Origin of the sequence: Saccharopolyspora indica, assembly GCF_027853965.1 — a bacterium.
GTDB lineage: Bacteria > Actinomycetota > Actinomycetes > Mycobacteriales > Pseudonocardiaceae > Saccharopolyspora > Saccharopolyspora indica.
Map to the genome: position 1 here is coordinate 651192 of NZ_JAQGLB010000002.1, position 19151 is coordinate 670342.

General features: G+C 60.7%; 30 protein-coding genes and 4 tRNA genes. 15 read left to right on the top strand and 19 right to left on the bottom strand.

Annotated features, from left to right (window positions below; genetic code table 11):
* Positions 1 to 83: 83 nt before the first annotated feature.
* From OU416_RS06915 to OU416_RS40270, 19 genes are all read right to left on the bottom strand, one after another.
* Complete coding sequence (locus tag OU416_RS06915; RefSeq protein ID WP_270925969.1) at positions 84 to 704, bottom strand: phage tail tube protein; 621 nt, start codon at positions 702 to 704, stop codon at positions 84 to 86.
* Between the two features lie 2 nt (positions 705 to 706).
* Positions 707 to 1003: a hypothetical protein gene (locus tag OU416_RS06920; RefSeq protein WP_270925970.1), complete on the bottom strand. Its 297-nt coding sequence runs from the start codon at positions 1001 to 1003 to the stop codon at positions 707 to 709.
* Between the two features lie 125 nt (positions 1004 to 1128).
* Positions 1129 to 1446: a DUF5403 family protein gene (locus OU416_RS06925; protein WP_270925971.1), complete on the bottom strand. Its 318-nt coding sequence runs from the start codon at positions 1444 to 1446 to the stop codon at positions 1129 to 1131.
* A complete protein-coding gene (locus OU416_RS06930; RefSeq protein WP_270925972.1) occupies positions 1446 to 1799 on the bottom strand; it encodes a hypothetical protein in 354 nt (117 codons plus the stop codon). The genes OU416_RS06925 and OU416_RS06930 overlap by 1 nt, the downstream gene beginning before the upstream one ends.
* On the bottom strand, positions 1796 to 2209 hold the full coding sequence (locus OU416_RS06935) for a Gp19/Gp15/Gp42 family protein (RefSeq protein ID WP_270925973.1): 414 nt from the start codon (positions 2207 to 2209) through the stop codon (positions 1796 to 1798). The genes OU416_RS06930 and OU416_RS06935 overlap by 4 nt, the downstream gene beginning before the upstream one ends.
* A gap of 210 nt (positions 2210 to 2419) precedes the next feature.
* On the bottom strand, positions 2420 to 3436 hold the full coding sequence (locus tag OU416_RS06940) for a phage major capsid protein (RefSeq protein ID WP_270925974.1): 1017 nt from the start codon (positions 3434 to 3436) through the stop codon (positions 2420 to 2422).
* Between the two features lie 15 nt (positions 3437 to 3451).
* A complete protein-coding gene (locus OU416_RS06945; RefSeq protein WP_270925975.1) occupies positions 3452 to 3949 on the bottom strand; it encodes a hypothetical protein in 498 nt (165 codons plus the stop codon).
* A 60-nt stretch (positions 3950 to 4009) separates the two neighbouring features.
* A complete protein-coding gene (locus tag OU416_RS06950; protein ID WP_270925976.1) occupies positions 4010 to 4804 on the bottom strand; it encodes a VG15 protein in 795 nt (264 codons plus the stop codon).
* 2 nt (positions 4805 to 4806) lie between these two features.
* Positions 4807 to 6210 (bottom strand): phage portal protein, encoded by a 1404-nt coding sequence (locus tag OU416_RS06955; protein WP_270925977.1) that lies wholly within the window; start codon positions 6208 to 6210, stop codon positions 4807 to 4809.
* Positions 6210 to 7583: a terminase large subunit gene (locus OU416_RS06960; RefSeq protein ID WP_270925978.1), complete on the bottom strand. Its 1374-nt coding sequence runs from the start codon at positions 7581 to 7583 to the stop codon at positions 6210 to 6212. Before OU416_RS06960 ends, OU416_RS06955 begins: the two co-directional genes overlap by 1 nt.
* Positions 7570 to 7884, bottom strand: a complete 315-nt coding sequence (locus OU416_RS06965) for a hypothetical protein (RefSeq protein ID WP_270925979.1) — start codon at positions 7882 to 7884, stop codon at positions 7570 to 7572. Before OU416_RS06965 ends, OU416_RS06960 begins: the two co-directional genes overlap by 14 nt.
* Positions 7885 to 7934: 50 nt before the next feature.
* Positions 7935 to 8008 (bottom strand) — tRNA-Leu (locus tag OU416_RS06970).
* 63 nt (positions 8009 to 8071) lie between these two features.
* Positions 8072 to 8144, bottom strand: a tRNA-Phe gene (locus OU416_RS06975).
* Positions 8145 to 8190: 46 nt separating this feature from the next.
* Positions 8191 to 8258: transfer RNA gene (locus OU416_RS06980), tRNA-Trp, on the bottom strand.
* Positions 8259 to 8307: 49 nt separating this feature from the next.
* Positions 8308 to 8382: transfer RNA gene (locus tag OU416_RS06985), tRNA-Pro, on the bottom strand.
* 559 nt (positions 8383 to 8941) lie between these two features.
* Positions 8942 to 9307 carry a hypothetical protein gene (locus OU416_RS06990; protein WP_270925980.1) on the bottom strand — a complete coding sequence of 122 codons (366 nt, stop codon included), beginning with the start codon at positions 9305 to 9307 and terminating at the stop codon, positions 8942 to 8944.
* 18 nt (positions 9308 to 9325) lie between these two features.
* Complete coding sequence (locus OU416_RS06995) at positions 9326 to 9532, bottom strand: hypothetical protein (RefSeq protein WP_270925981.1); 207 nt, start codon at positions 9530 to 9532, stop codon at positions 9326 to 9328.
* Complete coding sequence (locus tag OU416_RS07000) at positions 9525 to 9917, bottom strand: hypothetical protein (RefSeq protein WP_270925982.1); 393 nt, start codon at positions 9915 to 9917, stop codon at positions 9525 to 9527. The genes OU416_RS06995 and OU416_RS07000 overlap by 8 nt, the downstream gene beginning before the upstream one ends.
* Positions 9918 to 9932: 15 nt before the next feature.
* Positions 9933 to 10250, bottom strand: a complete 318-nt coding sequence (locus OU416_RS40270) for an HNH endonuclease (protein WP_372907157.1) — start codon at positions 10248 to 10250, stop codon at positions 9933 to 9935.
* A gap of 1627 nt (positions 10251 to 11877) precedes the next feature.
* Here OU416_RS40270 and OU416_RS07005 point away from each other — a divergent pair.
* The 15 genes from OU416_RS07005 (at position 11878) to OU416_RS07075 (ending at position 19151) form a co-directional block, all read left to right on the top strand.
* The gene (locus OU416_RS07005; protein WP_270925983.1) at positions 11878 to 12150 is read left to right on the top strand and encodes a hypothetical protein; all 273 of its coding nucleotides are present in this window, start codon (positions 11878 to 11880) and stop codon (positions 12148 to 12150) included.
* Between the two features lie 77 nt (positions 12151 to 12227).
* Positions 12228 to 12815, top strand: coding sequence for a hypothetical protein (locus OU416_RS07010; protein WP_270925984.1), 588 nt, complete (start codon positions 12228 to 12230; stop codon positions 12813 to 12815).
* 60 nt (positions 12816 to 12875) lie between these two features.
* Positions 12876 to 13139 carry a hypothetical protein gene (locus OU416_RS07015; protein ID WP_270925985.1) on the top strand — a complete coding sequence of 88 codons (264 nt, stop codon included), beginning with the start codon at positions 12876 to 12878 and terminating at the stop codon, positions 13137 to 13139.
* Positions 13140 to 13148: 9 nt separating this feature from the next.
* Complete coding sequence (locus OU416_RS07020) at positions 13149 to 13325, top strand: hypothetical protein (protein ID WP_270925986.1); 177 nt, start codon at positions 13149 to 13151, stop codon at positions 13323 to 13325.
* Between the two features lie 67 nt (positions 13326 to 13392).
* Positions 13393 to 13992 carry a hypothetical protein gene (locus tag OU416_RS07025; RefSeq protein ID WP_270925987.1) on the top strand — a complete coding sequence of 200 codons (600 nt, stop codon included), beginning with the start codon at positions 13393 to 13395 and terminating at the stop codon, positions 13990 to 13992.
* A 68-nt stretch (positions 13993 to 14060) separates the two neighbouring features.
* The gene (locus tag OU416_RS07030) at positions 14061 to 14291 is read left to right on the top strand and encodes a hypothetical protein (protein WP_270925988.1); all 231 of its coding nucleotides are present in this window, start codon (positions 14061 to 14063) and stop codon (positions 14289 to 14291) included.
* Between the two features lie 28 nt (positions 14292 to 14319).
* Positions 14320 to 14502, top strand: coding sequence for a hypothetical protein (locus OU416_RS07035; protein WP_270925989.1), 183 nt, complete (start codon positions 14320 to 14322; stop codon positions 14500 to 14502).
* A 1-nt stretch (position 14503) separates the two neighbouring features.
* Positions 14504 to 14818: a hypothetical protein gene (locus OU416_RS07040; protein ID WP_270925990.1), complete on the top strand. Its 315-nt coding sequence runs from the start codon at positions 14504 to 14506 to the stop codon at positions 14816 to 14818.
* Positions 14815 to 15618, top strand: coding sequence for a hypothetical protein (locus OU416_RS07045; protein WP_270925991.1), 804 nt, complete (start codon positions 14815 to 14817; stop codon positions 15616 to 15618). The genes OU416_RS07040 and OU416_RS07045 overlap by 4 nt, the downstream gene beginning before the upstream one ends.
* A 178-nt stretch (positions 15619 to 15796) precedes the next feature.
* Positions 15797 to 16084: a hypothetical protein gene (locus tag OU416_RS07050; protein ID WP_270925992.1), complete on the top strand. Its 288-nt coding sequence runs from the start codon at positions 15797 to 15799 to the stop codon at positions 16082 to 16084.
* 178 nt (positions 16085 to 16262) lie between these two features.
* Positions 16263 to 16412, top strand: coding sequence for a hypothetical protein (locus tag OU416_RS07055; RefSeq protein ID WP_270925993.1), 150 nt, complete (start codon positions 16263 to 16265; stop codon positions 16410 to 16412).
* A gap of 87 nt (positions 16413 to 16499) precedes the next feature.
* Positions 16500 to 16796 (top strand): hypothetical protein, encoded by a 297-nt coding sequence (locus tag OU416_RS07060; RefSeq protein ID WP_270925994.1) that lies wholly within the window; start codon positions 16500 to 16502, stop codon positions 16794 to 16796.
* Positions 16793 to 16993: a hypothetical protein gene (locus OU416_RS07065; RefSeq protein WP_270925995.1), complete on the top strand. Its 201-nt coding sequence runs from the start codon at positions 16793 to 16795 to the stop codon at positions 16991 to 16993. The genes OU416_RS07060 and OU416_RS07065 overlap by 4 nt, the downstream gene beginning before the upstream one ends.
* A gap of 435 nt (positions 16994 to 17428) precedes the next feature.
* Positions 17429 to 17980, top strand: a complete 552-nt coding sequence (locus OU416_RS07070; RefSeq protein WP_270925996.1) for a hypothetical protein — start codon at positions 17429 to 17431, stop codon at positions 17978 to 17980.
* 382 nt (positions 17981 to 18362) lie between these two features.
* On the top strand, positions 18363 to 19151 hold the full coding sequence (locus tag OU416_RS07075) for a RecB family exonuclease (RefSeq protein WP_270925997.1): 789 nt from the start codon (positions 18363 to 18365) through the stop codon (positions 19149 to 19151).

The window sequence follows — 19151 nt, forward strand, 5'->3', positions numbered from 1 at the left end:
GACCCAAAGGAGAAGGAAGGGCACGGGGGTCCGCCAAGAAACCGTGCCCTTCCAGTTATTGTCAACTCATCAAAGGTTGAGAATCAGACCTCTGCCGGAGGGGCAGCCGGAGCTGCGATCGTGTCGGCGATCCAGGCGAACAGCGGAAGGTCGTCGCCCGCCTGCGGCTGGGTGAAGGTCGCCCGCAGCGGCAGGAACGCGAAGGCGTCCACCGACAGCTCGACCTCGCCCTCGCGCCGGATCGAAGCCCGAGGAGCGTAGAAGCCGACGTTGGTGTTGCCGTCTCGGATGATCACCAGGAACGAGTGGATCTGCGGGGTGTTGGTCGCCGAGTTCACCCGGAACACGCCAGCGGTATTCGGGTCGGAACCCGAGCCGCCACCCGTGCCGTAGTACAGCCGGAGCGCGGTCTCATCGAACTGGTGGACGTTGAAGGTCACGTAGTCCGCGGGCGGCTCGGTCTGCACCTCTCGCAGAATCTCGGCCTGCCAGGTGCCCCGGGTTTCCAGCTCGCCGCCTTCGAACCCGAAGACCGGCAGCTCATCTCGGGCGGTGTGGCCGACGTTCGTCCAATCCCCGAAGGTGCCAGTTGCGCCTGGAACCCAAGCGTCAACCTCCGCCTGAGTCGGCATCGCGGTGTGCGGGTCGTTAATGAAAATGTGGCCGATCGCCGGGGTGATAACCGCGGCCTCGTTCAGAGCCATATCTATCCCTTTCTCGGCCGCAAGCCGAGTTGAATCAGCGCTTGGACACGCCAGGTATCCTCAAAAGGCGAATCGAACTGAGTTGCGCCCATCGTGTCGCGATACGAATGCAGGTGACCCGCTTCCGTCACCGTCTGATTCCGAACCGCGTCCCAGATAACCTGGCGGGCATCTAGCAAGACGTCCTCGGCGTGAGCCAGGTCCACATCCGAATAGACCGTCAGCTCGATCGTGGCTCGGTCCAGCAATCGGGGATCTACAGACAGACCTCCGAGCCGGCGAACGTTCACGATCGGCATTCGTCGGTCTCGGATATCTGGTACCCAAGTGGTGACCTGTACGCCGGGGAGCGCTTCCCGCAAAAGCGGGACTACCACGTTTTGAACCCGTGGCATTCTTCGCTCTACCACGAGCGTTCCCACTTTCAGATAAGACCGGCTGCGCCCGTCAGGACGTACTTGCCGGGAATGAACACTGGCTGTTCCTCGCCGTACAGGTTGAGCCAGTGACCGAACTCGATGCTTAGAGCGGCCTCGTCATCGAGGATCACGTAGGCGTCGACGTCGCCCTTGCGGACGAGAACCTGCGACTCCCCGGTTCGGTTCTTCGACGCTTCCAGCCGTGCCTCTGCCTTCGCACCGACCTTGAGCGCGTGACCCCAGACGGCAGCCTGGACACCCTTCTTGTCCTTCAGGCTGTTGTTGAACGCCTTCTGCGACCACAACGATTGAACCTTCGCCATCACGCCCGCCTTAGTGCGTAGTCCATGTGCGCAGTTCGGTGGGAGCCGTTGTAGCGGCGAGGGAAGCCAACGACGGACCACAGCTCGCCGCGCCATTCGACTCGGGCGCGAGGGCCGAGAAAGACGTTCTGCCCTCGGACGATCCGAAGCCGGTAGTTCTCCTCGGTCTCGACGCCTTCGTTGTCCTGTTCGGCCCTTCGAGCGCTGGTTCCCGATGCGGCGGAGACCTGGACGACCGCGGAGACCTCGATCCCGGTGGGGCTCGGGTACCGCATCGGGTTTCCGTCCGAGTCGACGCCTTCGATCTCCGGGTAGACGATCACCGTCTCCGTGCCTCGATCGAGCAGGCTCATTGGAAGAACCACCACCAATCCGGGTACCGGGCCCGGTACTGCGGGATGGGGTCGAGGCGCGGCCGGATGGTGAACGCGCCCCGGCGAACACCGAGCCACTCCCACTCTTCCGGCAGGATCAGAATCCGACCCGGAGCTGCCGAACTCGACATCGAGTACGAGTAGTTGCCATCGGTTTCCTGGCTGTATCCCTCTGGATTCCGGAGAACTCGAAGGACTGCTTCGCACTCGATCATCACCAGGAGTTCGAGCGGAATCTCACCGGATTCGACCTTTTCGTCAAGGTCCGGAATCCGAGCTCGGATGACGGCCTCCACATCCTCCAGACGAGCGGCGACCATCGCTTTTTCTTCCTCGGTCAGCTCTCGCGTGAACCGAGCTTCGACGTCTTCCGGAGTTGCGTAGGCCATCCGTCAACTCCTCAGTCTTCAGTTTCCTTCTTAGGGCGGCCACGCCGCTTAGGAGCGGGGGAGGCCGGAGCCTCGGCCCGGATAGGCCGAGGCTCCGTCCAGCCCTGCTTAAGCAGCAATGCGCCCTTCTCGGCCGAGACGGAAACTGTCACGCCTCGGGGAGAAACGAGCTTCATAGCAGACCTTTCGTTATTGTCAACTGATCAAAGGTCAGCCCTCAACCGGGGGAGCCGGCGGGACCTCGTTGAACTTCACGAAAGCGTCCAGATCGCCCACGACCCAACCGAAAGTAACCTCGATCAGAATGGCCAGCTGGTTCGTCTGCCACATCGAAATCGTCTGCGTACCATCGGTCAGCGTGGCCTGGTCCGTAACCTTAACCCGAACCTGATCCGCATAACCGAAGCGGAGCTGCGAGAAGTCGCCGCCAATCAGGCGGATGTTCGAATCCGTCGCAGCACCCAGATCACCACCAACAGCGCGGCCGAACTGAATAGGGAAGCCCAGCAGCGAGCTGTTCTGGGTGGCCAGGTTCAGCGCGCCAGGGTCAGCGACATTGCCATTCACATCCCGGACAACCATCGCCCGAGCGAGGCGACCACGGTAACGTGGGTCCGCAGCCCAGCCGGAGAACTCGTGGTTCACCGACACCAGGTCGTAGCCGGCGAGCAGATCCTCAACCGGGTCCGCACCGAAGTCGACGGAATTGGTGGTCTCGGCCAGAACGTTGGCTCGGTCGATACCCTGGAGGTTCGCGCCGGAAAGCGGCTGCTTGCCGTGGAAAACCGCGAGATCAATTCCGCGGCCAATGGCATACGCGAGGTCGCTCTGGATCTGGGTGTAAAGCCCATTGACGTTGGCCCGAGCGAACTCTTCGGAAACCGTGACAATGGTCGCCAGCTTAATCGGGCTGAACGACCGGGAACCCCAACCGACACCCGACAGCGGCTTCTGTGCGCCCTCTCGCTGCTCGTTCGAAGTGCCGGTACCGACCTGGCCGACCTCCGGTCGCTTAGTGTTGACGGGGATGATCGTTTCGCCATAGGTGACAGGAATCTGCTGGCCCATTCGCAGAACCAGGCTCGACTCCTGAGCCTTTTCGAAGATTGGCCCGACGATTTCCTTTGGGAGCAAATCGCTCGGCAGGTGCGCCAGCCGGCCCTGGTGATCGCCGCCCTGGCCGTTAACAGGAGCGGTATTCGGAGCAAGCTCGTTAATGGTAGCCATGCTTTTCTGCTGTCCTTACTTGAGGTTGTTCAGAATGAATGCGCCGAAGTTCGAAGCAGGGTCGGACGCAACTGCGTTTCCGCCGAGTCCCTGAGACGGATCGGTAAACCGCGGCTTCTTCGAAGACGAGCTGGCCATCAGTTCCTTGACCTTCTCGGCGTGCTCGCGGATCTCGTTGTCCGTCTCGCCCTGCAACAGCTCGGCAAATTCGGCAGCAGATTCACCAGGAATCCCGACCGCCAGTGCCGCGCGGAGCTTGGAAATAGCCAAGTTCGCGTTGTTCAACTCGGCGGTCAGTGCCGCCTGCGCGTCCGTCAGCTCCTTGATCTGAGAACCGAACTTCTCCTCGGCCTCGAACTGAGCCTTATCCTCCGCGTCCTTGGCCCGCTGGCGGTACTTCGCCGCCTCGTTGTTGGCCTTGGTGATCTGGCCCCGCACCCACGACGGAACCGAATCCTCGGTCGTCTCGGCAACAGGGGTGTCAACCGTCTCGGTCACGGATTCGTCGGACATAGCAGCCTCCTGGGCATGAAAAAAGCCCGCACCTGGCGGGCTTGGATTGTGTGAGCGGACCTATGCCGCGATTGAGTAATCCGGCATTTTGATTTCGCCGCGCTCAAGCGCGCGACGGAAAGCGTTAAGGGCGTCTTTGTAGCTGACGTCCTTAGTGAATCGGTTCCAGAGCTCTCGGGCGTCGAGGTAGGCGTCCCGGCCTGCCCAGTTAGTTCGATCGAAAACTGGGACTACCTTGCAATCGCATCCGGGATGCCACCGCTTCGCCAACTCGTCCATTGCGGCCTGGTCGTTCTTGCGCCACAACTCCTCGGCCGTAACGTCATCCGTATCAAGACCAGCGGAGCGAGCCGACAAGTAAACCGGACCTCGGGAAACCATCATCAAACAGAAGCCACAGGTTTCACGACCTGTGGCAACTCGTGCCCAGCCCTTCACCACCGGATCGGAATCCACCATCTTGAGGATCTGTCCGCGCCCGGCGTTCTCGATCTCTTTGGTGATTCGCATTGCGGCTTCCTTGACTGCCGCATCCGATGCATCCTGCTGAGCCAACTTCCTGCGAGCGGGCTCCATCGCCTTCACGAAGTCCTGAAACGTGTAGTGATCGAGGAATGCGTCATGCCGGCCGGAGCCTGGAGCGTGCTCCTCGCGCTGGGCGTCGTAGAATTCCCGACCCAGGTCCGACGACTTCCTCCGGGCCTCCTGGACCTCAGGGAAGATCGATCGGAGCAGGTTCAGCCACTCCTTCACCGACAGCAAGGGGAACCGGAACATGGAGAGGACCCCGAGGACGAAGCCGGTCGTCTGCGCGACGATCGCGGCTTGCGCTCGTGCGAATTCCTCGGCGGTCATCCCTACTCCTCTTCGGCTTTACTCCCTGATGTCGCGAGCGGCGGATTTGCCACGGACATGAGCGCGTTCAGCTGCGCAGTGGGGGATTGGTTATCCCACTGCTCCATCTCGCGAAGTTCTTCCTCGGAGTAGCCGAGATCGATTCGGCCTCGCTCCACCGGAATCACCGAACGGCCATCAGGCGTAACCGCGGTGACCAGCTTGACCACGGCGTCGGCCTTAGCCGCGTAAGTCGGCGTCGCCGGATCACGCCACAGCGTCTCCATCCGGTAAGCCTCCTGCGGAATCTCGCCATCCATAATCAGCATGGCGATTCGCATGGTCTGCTCCCACGCTCCGCCGAACATCCGGCACTTCCGCTCCGCCTTCTTCACCAAGCGGGACTCGGCGGATCGAATTGCTTCTGCCGAAGCGGGGTTATCGGAGTGGAAAGACAGGTATTGAGGCGGCAAACCTGTATACGCTGCGACCTGCTTTGCCAGCTGATCGAGAACATCCGTGAAGTTGCGAAGCTCTGCAGCGGTGAACTGAGTCGCCGAAGCCGCTTCGTTCTCGAATGCCATGATTCGCGCGTAGTAAGCGTCGAGAACGGGGCCAGGGTTATCTGGGTCGCTCTCGAATTCGTCGCGAGTCACGCCGAACAACAGCCGTTGCGGGACCGCCATGAGTTCCGCAGCTGCCTGAAGGTTCATCATCGTCCTGGCGGCTGCGTCGGTCACGCTCCTGATCTCCGGCAGGATCTCTGACCGGCCCATACGATCGCTCAGGCGCTCGCGGTTCAGGATCGGCACGACCGGCACCAGGTCCGGCCCTTCGACCTCGGACTCAACCCGCCAGCGCGACATCGGGCCTGAAGACCGGACCAGGTAGTAGACGCGGCCGGGAACCATCAGCGTCGCTGCCTCGTCCGCGGTGGGTTCTCCAGCCGGAGCCGGGTACAGCCGCAGGAACGCCCGAACCGCGCCCGTCCGGTGATCGATGTCGGCGATCGCGGACCGAGGCGACTCCACCCGGATCACGGGGGTGTCCTGGTCCGGCGCGGTCTCGTCCGGAGCCGTCACCGTGACGTAACTCAGGCCGTAGATCATCGCTTCCAGGTGGCCGATCGAAGACTCCTCATCGAGGTTGTTGATCTGCCACCAGGACCAGAGCCGCTGATCTGCCTCGGACGAGCCGGCGAGCCGGAAGCCCTCCACGTCCAGGCGCTCCTCCAAGCTGTCGAGGTAGACCCTCGGCCAGCCGATCGCGGAGACCATGTGCCGCATCTCCGGGGGAGTAGCGACCCCCAGCGCCTTTGGCCGGAACAGCGCCTCGTAGTAGTCGGAATCGGCCCGCATGGTCGGCTGTGAGGCCGAAAGGCGGTTGCTGAGGTCTTGGACCAGCTCCTCGATAAATGGGGCTGCCATTATCGGAAGATCGCCACCTTTCGTCCTCGGTTCTTCTTGCTCATCAGGAGTTCTTGCCGAGCGCCGTAAGCGAGCACGGCGCAGACCGCGGCGTCGATCTTTCGGCTGGAGTCCTTGCTCGCCTTACCGATCGAAATGCCGTGGTTGTTCGGGCGTCGGTGCGCATTCAGAATGTGCTGCCGAAGAGTCGGATCACCGTTGTGCGTGATCTCGCCTTCGACCACCGAGTCCTCAAATCGCTCGCAATCGAGCGTGAATTGCTTCGTGTTGCCTCGCATGTCAAATGCGACCGGATGCCGTGGCGTCGCCTTGATCTTCAACTTCTTGCCAAACTTGACGCCCCACTGATCGACGTACGCCTCGAATTCGCGGACGTCGGCTCGCATTGCGCGGACGTCGTAGTGCGCGAACGTGTGCTCGACCGTGGCGTTGACCTGTTCCCGAGGAATCTGTCCGTCCCACTTCTCTGGGTTCCAGACCTTGATGGGGAAGAGCGCCCCGTCATCGATCCGGCAGGCGACTAGTGCAGTCCAGTCATTCCCCTTGGAGCCGTCGAAGCCCAAGGTGATCGAGTCGCCGTATTCGAGTGGCTTGATCTCGGCACTCATGCACCGGTCCCACTCCTGCGGAGTGATCCAGGCATCCTCAGCCGCATTGATCTGGTTGAGGAACTTCCTGCGGCTCTCGGTAACATCGTTCTTGACGTCGAGAATCGACTTGACCAACGTGTCAATGTCGAGCCACACCGCGTCGCCCCGAGCGGTCACCAATCCGTCATGGAGCTTCTGCAGAAGTTCCTCGTACAGCTGCGGGTCCTCGGATGCCTCCGCGATCTCTGAGACCGGCGTGTCAGCCGGCGCTTCCAAGGCGTCGTAAAGGAGCCCCGTGTCCACCGCGTTGCCTGCGAGAACGTCCTGGAACGCTTCCCAGTCCTGTTCTGCGTCCGACTCTTCTCCGGGCCGGTGAGCGTTGCAAATGCTCAGTACGCGACAACCGCCGTAAGCAGCTTTATCGACGTTGCCCTGAATGACGTTCGCCATTTCGTGGCCGTTGTTATTCTCCAGCCACCATTGCGTCTCGTTCTTCAGGACAAAGGTGGGCCTTTTTCCTTCCATCGAAAGCGGGGAAGACGTAATCGCCTCGATCAGCCCGCCACCCTCGGCGTAGATAATCGTCTTGTTAATCTGGAGGCCGTATCGCTCCTGCATCAACGGCGACGCCATCTGCGGGAAGATGCGGAAGGTGTTGTTCGTCTGGTCCTGCGATACCGCGACGATCTGAACCCATGCGGCAGAGCGGGTGGCCCCGACAGGTTCGCCATTGCTATCGAAACGCGCGAACACAACCGGGCCGCACAGCTCAACCAAGCTCATCGCGGCAGCGAGGGGATCTTTTACCGGCGCCTTTCATGCGCCGGAAGACCCCCTTTCTGTAAGCGAATCGACCGCGGTCATCGACCGCGTACCACCAGAGCAAGAATCTCGCTTGCTCCAGAGTCGGCAAGAAAGCCTCTTTTGCATTCGGCCCATTGGGCTGACGCAAGTACTTGACCATCCAGTTGATGACCTGCCAGCCCAAGGTCTTCTCGGGCAAGTACCAGCCCCCGGACTTGAGCCGCCGCCAGGTGGGGCCGATGACATGGCTCGGAACCGGGAGCAGTTTGGATTCATCCACTCCCGTGCTCCTGTTTAGCTAGTTATTCAGTGCTGCTCGCGCGAATGAAGTACCTTCGGAGGGATTCGAACCCCCAACCTTCCGGGTCTGAGCCGGACGCCTCTACCAATTGGGCTACGAAGGCAAAGCCGGACTCATCCCTATCCGACGTGTAGGCCCCCTGCCGTCCTGTGGCCTATTCCTGCTGTGCACTTCGGCAGGACTCGAACCTGCGCCCTCCGGGCTTCAACCGGATGCTCTGCCGTCTGAGCTACGAAGGCGAACATCCCCCAAGTGCGCATCGTTGAGAGGCGTGGGGGATACGAGCCCGAGTGCAGGGAATCGAACCCCGCCAACTGGTTTTGGAGACCAGTCCGCGCCCAGCGCCCACTCGAATCGAAGGCCAGGCCGGGTGCTGAGAGCAGAGCCGGATGCTGGCCGTCGTCAGGCATCGAGGATTCGAACCTCGGACTTCCCGGATCCAAACCGGGCACTCTGTCCAAACTGAGCTAATGCCTGTGAACCCTGGAGCAGGCACCGCTCCAGGGAGCCCCGTTGTTCACCGCTGAAACGGTGCTGCACGGGGCCACACAGGTGCCGCTGCGGGATACCGGGAACCGGGGTGCTCGGCCATCGGTAGAGCCGATCAGCGGCGGGGTGATGCCCTGGGGACCACGCCATGCGCTGGTCCGCCAGGAGATCGAGGGGTGTTGTTGTGACGCCGAGTTACGTGTGATAGCTTGCTGTCGCTCCCCACGCAGGTGGGGGTGACCCGTCGTTAGTCCCTCAGGGACTTCCCTTCGGGTAGCGCTCTCCACGTATGTGGAGGTGACCCACGACTGGCCGTTCCGGCAGATCTGAAGGTCAAGTGCTCTCCACGTATGTGGAGGTGGCAGCTTCTTCGGAGGCTGAGGATCGCAACAGTGTTGTCGCTTGGTGCGACCTTGGTTGGCCCTGCGAACGCGGGGACCCAGAAGCCCCCGGCTCCGGCCGGGGGCTTTCTGCTGCCCGGCGCGGGGAGGAGCAGCGAAGGGAAGGAGAGAGGAAACCTTCGCGCTCTACTGCCCGCGCCGGGAGTTCAGTGCTCCGGCTGGAGCTTCGTTCGCAGATTCACTGAATTGAGGATGACGGTCTCGGTGCCGTCTGCGGCTCGGTGGTTGACCTCCGCCAGGATGCCCAGGCTCCCGAGGAACCCCGCAAGCAGCACCCCGAAGTCGTCCGTCTCGGAGCGCAGATGCACACGGGTGAGACCGAACTGCGGGTGCTCCCGGTCGGCGACGAACACCCCGATCGCCGACCGCAGCGGCGCGATGAGGTCGTTGACCCGTTCAGGAGCGATCCCTCGGAGATCTGCGTACAAGTCGGCGTCGTCGGCCGTCACGTTGCCCGTGACGACCACGACCTGGACGAATCCGTTACTGAGGCTCATGCTCTCCACCTTCATCAGCCGACCCTGGCAGTGCTAGGGGTTTCCCGTTGTCCCCTGCGAAAGAAGTAGCCGGTACAGCTGGGCTGCGTCGACGGCCAGGTCGCCATCGACCTCGGTCACGTACTCCGAGCCGGCGATCTGGAGTCCGAACCGGCCGCGGGCAAGGTCTTCGGCCTGGTTCGCGACGGCTTCGAGCGGGCTCGCCGACTTCTTCGAGCCGGTCCTCCGCGCCCTAGCCATTCCTCTTCCACCTGGCGTTGGCGGCCTTGCGGGCGGACTCCTCGCGGGACATCGGGACCACCTTCTTCGGGTCCTCCTGGCCCTCGTCGCCCTCGCTGTCGATCTCCGGGAGCTTGAGCGCCTTCCACAGCGACATGGCCGCCTGGCGGTGCATCCGCAGCTCGCTGAAGATCGGGTTGATCTGCTCGCCACCGTGGGAAGCGCGGATCATCAGCGGGGCATCCGTGAGGGACGCCTGGAGGTGATCCACGATGGTGATCTCCATGCAGAAGTCGGTGAGGAGCGACAGCTCGTCCTCTCGAAGCTCGTAGTGGTCGAGCGTCTTCGACCAGACCCGCTTGGCGCGGTTGCTGAGGCCGCTGGGAGCGGCCGGTTTCCTGGCCACTCGTTGGACCTCCGGTTATCTGAGCCGGCCGGGGTGGGCTGGCTTCTTCCTGAATCGAGCAGCGCGGAGAGCTGCCCGCGCTTGGTGTCCTTCTTGGGACGACTTCGACTTGTGGCAAGTCGTGCACACTGACTGGAGGTTGACCAACCGGTGGTCATCCCCGGCTTTGATGTGGTCAACCTCGGTTGCCCGACCTTCACAGCGGGGTCCGCGGATCTGGCAACGGTGGTTGTCTCTACTCAGCGCTGACTTTCGAAGTGAAGCCCAGTTACCTGGTAACCTCGAACCTCGGTTTGAACCACGCCAACGATTAGATTCTCTCAAGTGCTTCACCTCGGTTAACTTCAGTTAACTAAGGCGACCGAGGAAGTACCTCCTTCGGTTCTCCACTCCGTGGAGAAGTACCTGAGTCGATGTTCAGTTAACTAAGAAGAGGGTCGGTCGTTCGAGGAACTTCGTTCCTCTCTCCCTCCCCTAGTTATTAGGTGTTACACCGCTGAATCTCCGACGCCCGAACCCTGGTTTGTGGCGAAGACCACTCTCTTGGAGTAGTGATCCGCGGGCCGGGGCGAGAAAACCACCCTGGGCACTCTCTGCGACGCATGATTACGCGCTGCCGCTATACCTGGCCGATCGAGAAGGCCCCCGAGGGGAACCCTCCCCTGGGGGCCAGCGACCCTAATCTCACTGTCAATCCAAACTCAACCACACAACAACGTTCTTGTCAACTCTTGCCGATGCAATCCGCGACACACTGACAATGCCAACGCCATGCACTAGCCTCACGCGCGCCCATGCCTGCGTGTGCGCAGACCTAGTGCGCACACCTCGCCGTGGTGATGGCGTTCGTGCTTGCTGGCCATGAATGGGGAGGGCTTTGAAGTGGCCATAGAGGCACTGGAATAAACGGCGGAGTGGGAGGCGCCTGAAGGGCGTCTGCTCAAGCGAGAGGGCCCATTCAGGGCCGGGAATCCATAACCGTGCTCGATTGGCCTGGCTGGTTTCTCCGGTAGGCCGATGAACCTGGAGTGATGTGACCGGCGACACGCTTCCATGAGTTGACACGAACGTGAATCGGGGCGTAGTTTCGTTGTTGTCAGGCCGAGAGGTCAGGCGGAAAAACTCCAGACGCAGCAGCGAACGAGTTAGGTCACTCTGACTGAACCTCAGTTGACAATAACGGTCGTTCGTGTAAGCTCCGGGGTAGCACTAAGCGAACAACTCAAGACGGACCAGCGGGAGCCCTACAGCGTTTGGGGGTTTGAGCGCCAGTCAGCAACAGCTACGCGGTCCAGTTGACAAGAACGCGAAATGTGCTAAGCTCGAAAACATAACTCCAGACAAGCCCACCGGGAAGTCAACCAAGAGTTGACAAGAACGGGAAAGCTGATAAGCTGGAGCCAAGCAAAACCTGAACCTTGAGAACCGAATACGGGACCGCAACTCCCACGAGCGATAGGTAGAGCCAGCCGACCGATGGTCGGACTCTATCGCGGGAACACCCAGCTAGAACCCGGCAAGGCCGAACGGCATCGGCAAACCGGCAAACGCTCCGAACGGGAGCCAGGCTGATCGAGACAACGAGTTGCGGACGGACACCCGAACGCCACCAGGCTAGGCAGCTGCGAACACAGTTCGCGCCCGGTTCGATTCCGGCTGGTGGCGCGCATGATCGGCACTTCTATCATGAGTTGACAATAACGTACTCGACAGTTAGAGGATTGGCGAGGCAATGAACGAGCAGTGGATTGTCACACGCGACGGCAAACAGGTTTCACCTGTTCTCAGCAGTGAGGCCGACGCATGGACGTGGATTCTGAAGCACCAAGCGCAAAGCGTTGATTGGGCAATCCGGTACGAGGGTTACCGGATCAAGCACGTTGAGGACGCAGACCTCTGAGCTTTGGGTCCGGCTGAACCTGAGTCAGCCGACGCCTTGAATTCAGAGGCAAGGAGAGACATGATCGTTCGAGTTACCGAGACTTATGACAATGCTGCCCCTGGTGCCGAGCCGAATTCGTGGCTGTTCGAGAACGTGTCCGATCTGTCGTTGACGCTGGCAATTGTTCTTGACAACGAAGCCCGCGACTGGCGCGAATACAACAAGCTGTTTGTTACGGCTGCTGTAGATGAGCTGTGCGCGATGCTAGAGGCCGCCGCAAAAACGGTCGTTGAGCAGCGGCTCACCAGCATTCAGGTAGGGGAGCACTTCTACCAGATTTCTGAGGTGTGACCTCTGGGCTTTGGGTCAGGCAGGACCAAGTGCCTGCCTGTGCCTTGAATTCAGAGACTTCGAATTGGGGAGAGAAAATGACTGCTCAGATCTTCGCGTTCATGACTGCAAGTGCTCACCGGTTCGAGGAGGGATGCTCGGACCCAGAAGAACAGCACGGGTGGATTGACTGGAGCTGGTCGCACACCCAGCTGCACGAATCGCGGAACGACGTCCGGCCGCGAATCGACTCGCCGGAGGATGACGAACACCTGGCAGATGAGATCCGCGACTTGATCGGTGACGCTACCGGTTGGGAGAACAACGGAGACGGCACCCTGTACGACCAGAATCCGTATGAGTCGCTCGAAGATGGCTGGGATTACACGTACGCGGTCCACTTCTCCAAGAAGTACCACCACGCGACTAAGGGTTGGGTTGAAGAGAGATTTGACCCGATCGAATTCCTGAAGTCGTTCCAGGAGTGCGAGCACTGCGGGGGCCTGATCAAGACCAGTCTCAAGCGCCCGGTGTGTTTCGACTGCGCCGAGATGTATGAGGTTGAGGGCGTCGAGAACGGCGCGGTTGCCCTGGCAATCGAGACCGCTCGTCACAACAACGTGTTTCCGACGGTTGACGAATTGGACGCGGCGGAGAGCGACGACTTGGAATCTGAATCTGAGTAGTAATCGACCGGGCGGTTACGCCCGTCCGGTCTGTTGATTGCTCAGAAAAGGAGGCGTGAAATGGCAAAGGGTTGCATTGAAGAACTCGCAAAGGTCTACCTGATCTGGGACGAGGAACGGAACGAGTACGAGATCGATCCGCTCACGTTCAGCGGACCGCTTGACGGCTACGACGGCGGTGCGGCGGTGGGCAACTGCGAATGCGAGAACCCTGGCGAACACGATGAGGAGATCGAGCGGGCAAACGCGACGCCTCTTCCCTCGGGCGTGGAGCTGACCGCACTGCTGGTTGAGGCACTTGCTCGGTTTCAGGGTCGGAGTTGAGGGAGAGAGATGGAAGCCACGGAGCTTTGGGCACTGCTTCGCGAAGAGGTCGACAAGTGGCGTGAGGCGTGCGTCGAGGCGAACAAGTCGGATCACTATAGCGATTGGGACGATGCGGACGATGCAGCGCACACGATCGCGCAAACCGTCGAAGCCTTGATCGAACGGAATGCGATTCCGTCCTGATCGGAGCCGTTTGGGTTGGGCGCGGGAAACCGCGCCTCTCCCTGATCGCTCGGAATTAGGAGAGAGAATGAACAACGATGTGATCGTGCTGGAGCTTGCCCGGAAGATCGCGGCTGAGCTGGGCGACGGCTGGCAGGCCACCGAGGGCTCCGCCCCCTCGAACAATATCGCCCGCCTGGTGCATTCCACGGGGGCGACGCTGCACCTGAGCACGCATGGTTGGCGGAAGTCGGACGAGGGCAAGCTGGGGATCACGGCGAGCCTTCAGCAGTACGGCAAGGTGACCGAGTACCGGGAGCCGACTCACGAGATCAAGGTTTCGTACAACAAGAAGACCCCAGCGCAGATCGCGCAGGATATCAAGCGGCGACTTCTGCCGAACTACCAGAAGCGGCTAGCGGAGCTGGCCGAACTCCAGGCGCAGTACGACGAGCACGAAGCGGAGCAGGAAGCTTTCATCCGGGACCTGGCGGCCACGCTCGGAGACGCTGCGCGCCGGAGTTCCTTCAGCCGGGAATGGATCGACTTCCGCGACCTGGGCCAGATCGCGAACGGGCACGCGCGGGTCCTCAGCGCCACCGTGGAGTTTCAGGTCGAGGTCCCGAAGGAGTTCGCGCTGCTGCTGGCGGCGGAGCTGGCCGCACTCGGCAAGCGCAAGAAGGGATGAGTGCTTTGGGTGAGAGCCGATTCCGGTCGGCTCTGCGCCTTGACCACTTAGACCAAAGGAGATTTGAGATGCGCAAGCACAACACGATCAACCGCGCCCGCAGCCTGTTCGTCGCTCAGTCGCTCGCTGCCGAGATCAGGAAGGGCGGGAAGCGCAAGGGGTACCTGGGCCAGGCGAACGAGCTGATCGGCGGGCAGCACCGGACGAAGCGGGCCGCCCTGGCCGCGTTGGTGAACGAGCTGCGGACGACGTTCGGCTACGTCCCCACTCGGGTCGTCCGCAGCGCGCTGGCGTCGTGAGCTCGGAGCTGGGTCTGGAGGTTTGAGGATGAACAAGTTCGCTGCGGTCGCCTTGCTGGTCTTGTCCGGCTTGCTGGTCGCAACCGTGTTCGCAGGCATCGCCTCGCTGTCAGCCGGGGACGACAACGGAGACGGAGTGATCATGGAGGACGAAGCCGGCTGGGACTGCGAGGTCATGGGGAATCGGATCTGTGGGTGCGGAGAGGCTTGAGATGGATATTCAGGACGGCGAGCGGGTCGACTGGACCGACCAGCAAGACGAAGACGCTTACAACATGTTCGTAGAGCTGGCCGAAGGCGATATGGTGGGGCGTGCTCAAGAAATCATGCGCGGTGTTCAGCGCATGATTGGCGTGGCATTCACCGATGAAGACTTGGCGGCGTGGGTGAAGCGCTACGTGGACGAGCACACGGTGATCTGCGAATGGTTCCCGGCGTGCGAGAACGAAGCGACGACGGTGCAGCCCCACAGCGTGCTCGGCTTGGTTCCGATCTGTGAGCGTTGTCAGGAGCGAGCATCGGCATGAAGCTCAGCGCGAAGAGGATTAGTGCGCTTCGGAAGATCGCTGAAACCGAGGCGCGCAAGAACGCAGGTGAATACATTGAGCACGTTTGCGCTACTAGTGCTGCGTGGGAAGTGGCACACCCGGACCTAAACGCTATTCATATCGCCACCGCACGATCGATGGCGAGAGATGGCTTGGTTACCATCACCCGGATTTCTGGTGACGAGCTCTGGAATGAGCCGACGAAATCGTACGTGGAGTTTACGGACGCTGGTCGAGAGGTTTGGGAGCTGTACTGCAAGGACGCCCTGGAAGCTAAGGAGGAGGCTTCGCCGGTGGAATCGGTTCTGAGCATCAAGGGCACGTTCGCCGACTGGTTGGAAGGGTCGGGAGTCCTGCAAGGGGATGACGACGACCCGCAAGCCGTCCGGGTGCGGGAGGCTTGGAGCGCAGCCGCGGTGATCCGCCGAGGCCGCAGCCGCACGGTTCAGGTCGCCGTGGAGACGTCTTCGGTCGCCGAGTGGATCGAGACGATGGCGAGCACCCTGCTGGGCCTGGACGATGTCAGCAAGGCCGAGGCGGACGGGGCCAGGGATGCCCTGCAGAAAGCAGCGGAGCTTCGGAAGAGGCTTGAGGAGGCCGAGCGGAAGCGGGCTGAGAAGCCGCGTAAGGCCCCGAAGGAGTCCGGGTTCGACCACGCACACCAGCTCTGTCGCGAGTGCCAGCAGGCGGCCTCCAGGGCTCGGGGAGCTGCCTTGGAGCACGGGGCAGATATCGGTGAGTGGATCGAGGGTGAACACTGGGGGACATGGAAGGCGTGAGCGAGGAGAACGACTACCCAAAGTATTTGACGATGTTCTGGTGCCCGGCGTGCGGGTTGTTCAAAGGCTCCGGATCACCGGGCGGTCATCGTCAACAAGGCCGTGCTGGTGCCCCAGTCTGCTCTGGGGCACCAGTTCCGTTGAGGTACGTATTCGATGGACGGATCGAGCAGGGATCATGAACGAGAAGCCGTGCCCAACCATTTCAGATGGCGGTGAGTTCTGCGTGGGATGCGGTCGCCACCTGAACGTCTGTGAGATGAAGGAAGCGAAGATCATGAGCGAGAGGGTATCTAATACTCCCGGCAACATGGTTCGCGAAGTCGTCGCGGAGCTGAGTGAGGAAATGGCCCAGCCGATGACCTACGATACCCGAGAGGCCATTCGGCGAGTGGTTGAGAGGCTTGAAATCTTGACCTCGGATGTCGAGGGCTGGGAGTTGCGGAACGAAGGGAGCGAGGCATGAACGAGTTGCCAACGGGTCCGCTGAGGCTCGAAGAGTGGCAGACGCTCTCCAACTTGCTCCGGCGATTCGAGGTGAATCACGCCTCCGATCTCGGAATGAAGCTCGCAATTAAGCAAGCGGACCGAAACATCCGATCCGTGTACCAAGACCTGTACGTCCAGGAATAAGAGGAGTCAACATGAGTAACGCGGTCTGGTCGATCTGGGGTGACGGTCTCGAACCCATTGAAACGGGTTTGACCTGGGCGGAGATGAAACAAAAGGTGGACGACGGACCAGGCGACTGGTACGGCGATAACTCCGACACAGGAGAGACCTACGAACCGTAGGAATCTTCACAAAGCCATGAGCCGGATAAGCCGGTCGCCTGAATGCAGCGTAGGGCATGGCGCTATTTGATACGCCAAAGGAGAGGCATGAGTACTCAGAAAGAGATCGTCGTCAACTTCTTGACCAATGTTGTCGGGTTCAAAGAGTTGGACTCAGAGCAGGAACGGCAGCTGGACGAGCTAATCACGGAGCTTCAGAACGCCGACGAACGGGAGCACCTGAGTCCGGAAACGCGGGAGGCGCTGAAGGACGTCCAGGAAGGGCTGTTCGGCATGGCCCGGATGCTTCGGGGCGGAGTGATCCCGCCCTCTGAAGTGACGGCAGTTGTAGTCACCGAGAACGCTGTGCAGGTCCGGAAGATCCTTGGTGAGGAGAAGGCATGACCGAGAAGGACGCAGCCCGCGCCCGAGAGCTGCGAGCAGCCGCGGTGCTCCTGCGTGCGGCCGAGGAGCCAGGGCCGGAGGAGGCGCTGTTCACCGTGGCCGCCGAGGTGTACGAGGACGGGTACGAAGACATCCGTGCCCGCACGATGGCAGCGGCAGCGTACGGAATTGCGAAGAAGCATCTCGATAAGGCTTGACCTGTGAGCCTCCGCCAGGGGCACGAGCGCCTGGCGGTCACTGGTGGGTCAACACAGGTAGACCGACACCACACCGCAGGTTACTTGACCTGCGGTTTTGATCTTGATATCGAAACCTTGTGCGACTGGTCCGTTCGGGTAAAGGTTTGGCAATGATGCTCGACTGAGACGCCTGTACCACATAGCCTCTGCCCCAACGGGTGGAGCCAGGTTCCCCTGGTCAGGGGAGCGGAGTGTAGTGAACGGGTGACTCAAGTAACACTTTGTTGAAGCTTGAAACGAAACCCGGACCAAAACGATAATCATGGCGAAGCTGGGGAGCTTTGCCGACTGGGGAGTCGGTTGCACTGGGGAGGGGGATATCCATGACTTGACCCCGAACGGGATAGTCATGCTACTCTCATTTAGTTGGCGAGAGGAAGGCTGCACCCTGACATGGCTAACACCCAAAACCCCGTGATTACGTATGAAGAAATCAAGGCGTGGATACGTCAGATTAATCCGGAGACAGGGAAGAAATACACCTACGCCGATATTGGCGCGATGTACGGAGTTACCCGGCAGTACATTTCGCTGATTGTGAGGAGGAACGAAAAGGATCGACCGAAGACTGCTCGGGAAAAGGTTCGAGAGCACTTCCCGTGGCGGGTAAGTAAAGAATTCATCGAAAACGCCCCATGCAAGCGCCTTCGGGACCATGCGGAGTACATGGAAACGTATGGCGAAGGAATGAGCCGAGAAAAGCTTGAGCGACTACTCTGGTTTTACAGAAAGCTCAAGGATGAGGACGTTGTGGTGGAGTACGACCCCGAGATTCCGCCCAACCCGGGCGAGGTGATCACTGGAGGTTTCGCTTACCGAAAGCGACTTCCTTCGGACGGCAAGCTGATCATCCGCGTCAATAAGCACACTCACCTTACGCCCGAGGGTGAGACTCTGTGGCGTATGCCTAAGCATATGCCAGATCTTGATCGGGCAGCTGACTGAGAACAGGAACCGGCGAGGGAGGTCGGTTTCTGTTCTCTCCCCGAACCGTGAACGAGGCATGAGTGCGTACCTTTGTCGCCACCACGCAACCAATGGAGATTGCATACTCAGACGGCTTCATTGAAGCTTGGGTTTTCCAACCCAGCCCCGAATTGAATCCTCTTCTGGAGGTTTGTGCCCATAGAGAAGTCGACCCAGACGACACGATTATCCAGCCGGTCTACGAATACCTATCGGACAAGTGCTTTTCCCTGATGGAGGCAGAGGTGGTGAAAGATCCAGCTTGGGTAACTCGTGGCTACTACCGGGTCGTGCACTCGATCTACCCAGGCTGTCCTGGAAAAGGAGTAGATCACGTGTGCACCCACGAGAGGAGTGAGGGTTGGCAGAATATCGATCGGTATCTCAGCTAAAGGAATACCAGAAGTGCGCGTACGCCTACTACCTGCACCGGATCGAGAACGCTTGGGAGCGTCCCGCGGCCTGGTTGCCACAAGGCTTGGCCGTTCACGAAGCTGCTGAGGCTTGGGAGCGATCCGGCCGGACGATGAGCCTGGAGCAGGCGCAGGACGTCTTCAAGAGCTCGTACGCGACGCACACCAACCGGCTGGCAGGGGACACGCCGAACTTCGAGTACTGGTTCTCGTCCGGCCCGTACAAGGGCGAAACCGACGCCGCGCGAAGGCTCGGTATCGGCCTGGAGCAGGTGGAGAAGTACATCAGGTACTACATGGAGGCAGCGCCGGAGCAGGTCATCTGGATCACGCCGAGCGGCCAGCCGGCGATCGAGCTCGGGTTCGACATCGACCTCGATGGAGTCCGCGTCAAAGGCTTCATTGACCAGGTGATTTCGATAGATGAGCACGGCGAGCCGATCGTTCGTGACATCAAGACCGGAAACAAACCGGGTGACGATTTCCAATTGGCGGTCTACGCGGTAGCCATGAATGAGATGTACGGCACCGACATCAAGACCGGCGACTACTGGATGGGTCGTCAGGGCAAGCCGACGAAGGAGAATTACGACCTGGAGGTTTGGACGAAAGAGAAGGTTTCAGAAGAGTTTCACAAGGTTGACCAGAGTATCCGGGCTGGCGACTTCCCCGCCTCTCCGGAGGCCGACAAGTGTCGGTTTTGCTCGGTGGCCTCCGCGTGCGGTTTTCGTATTTGA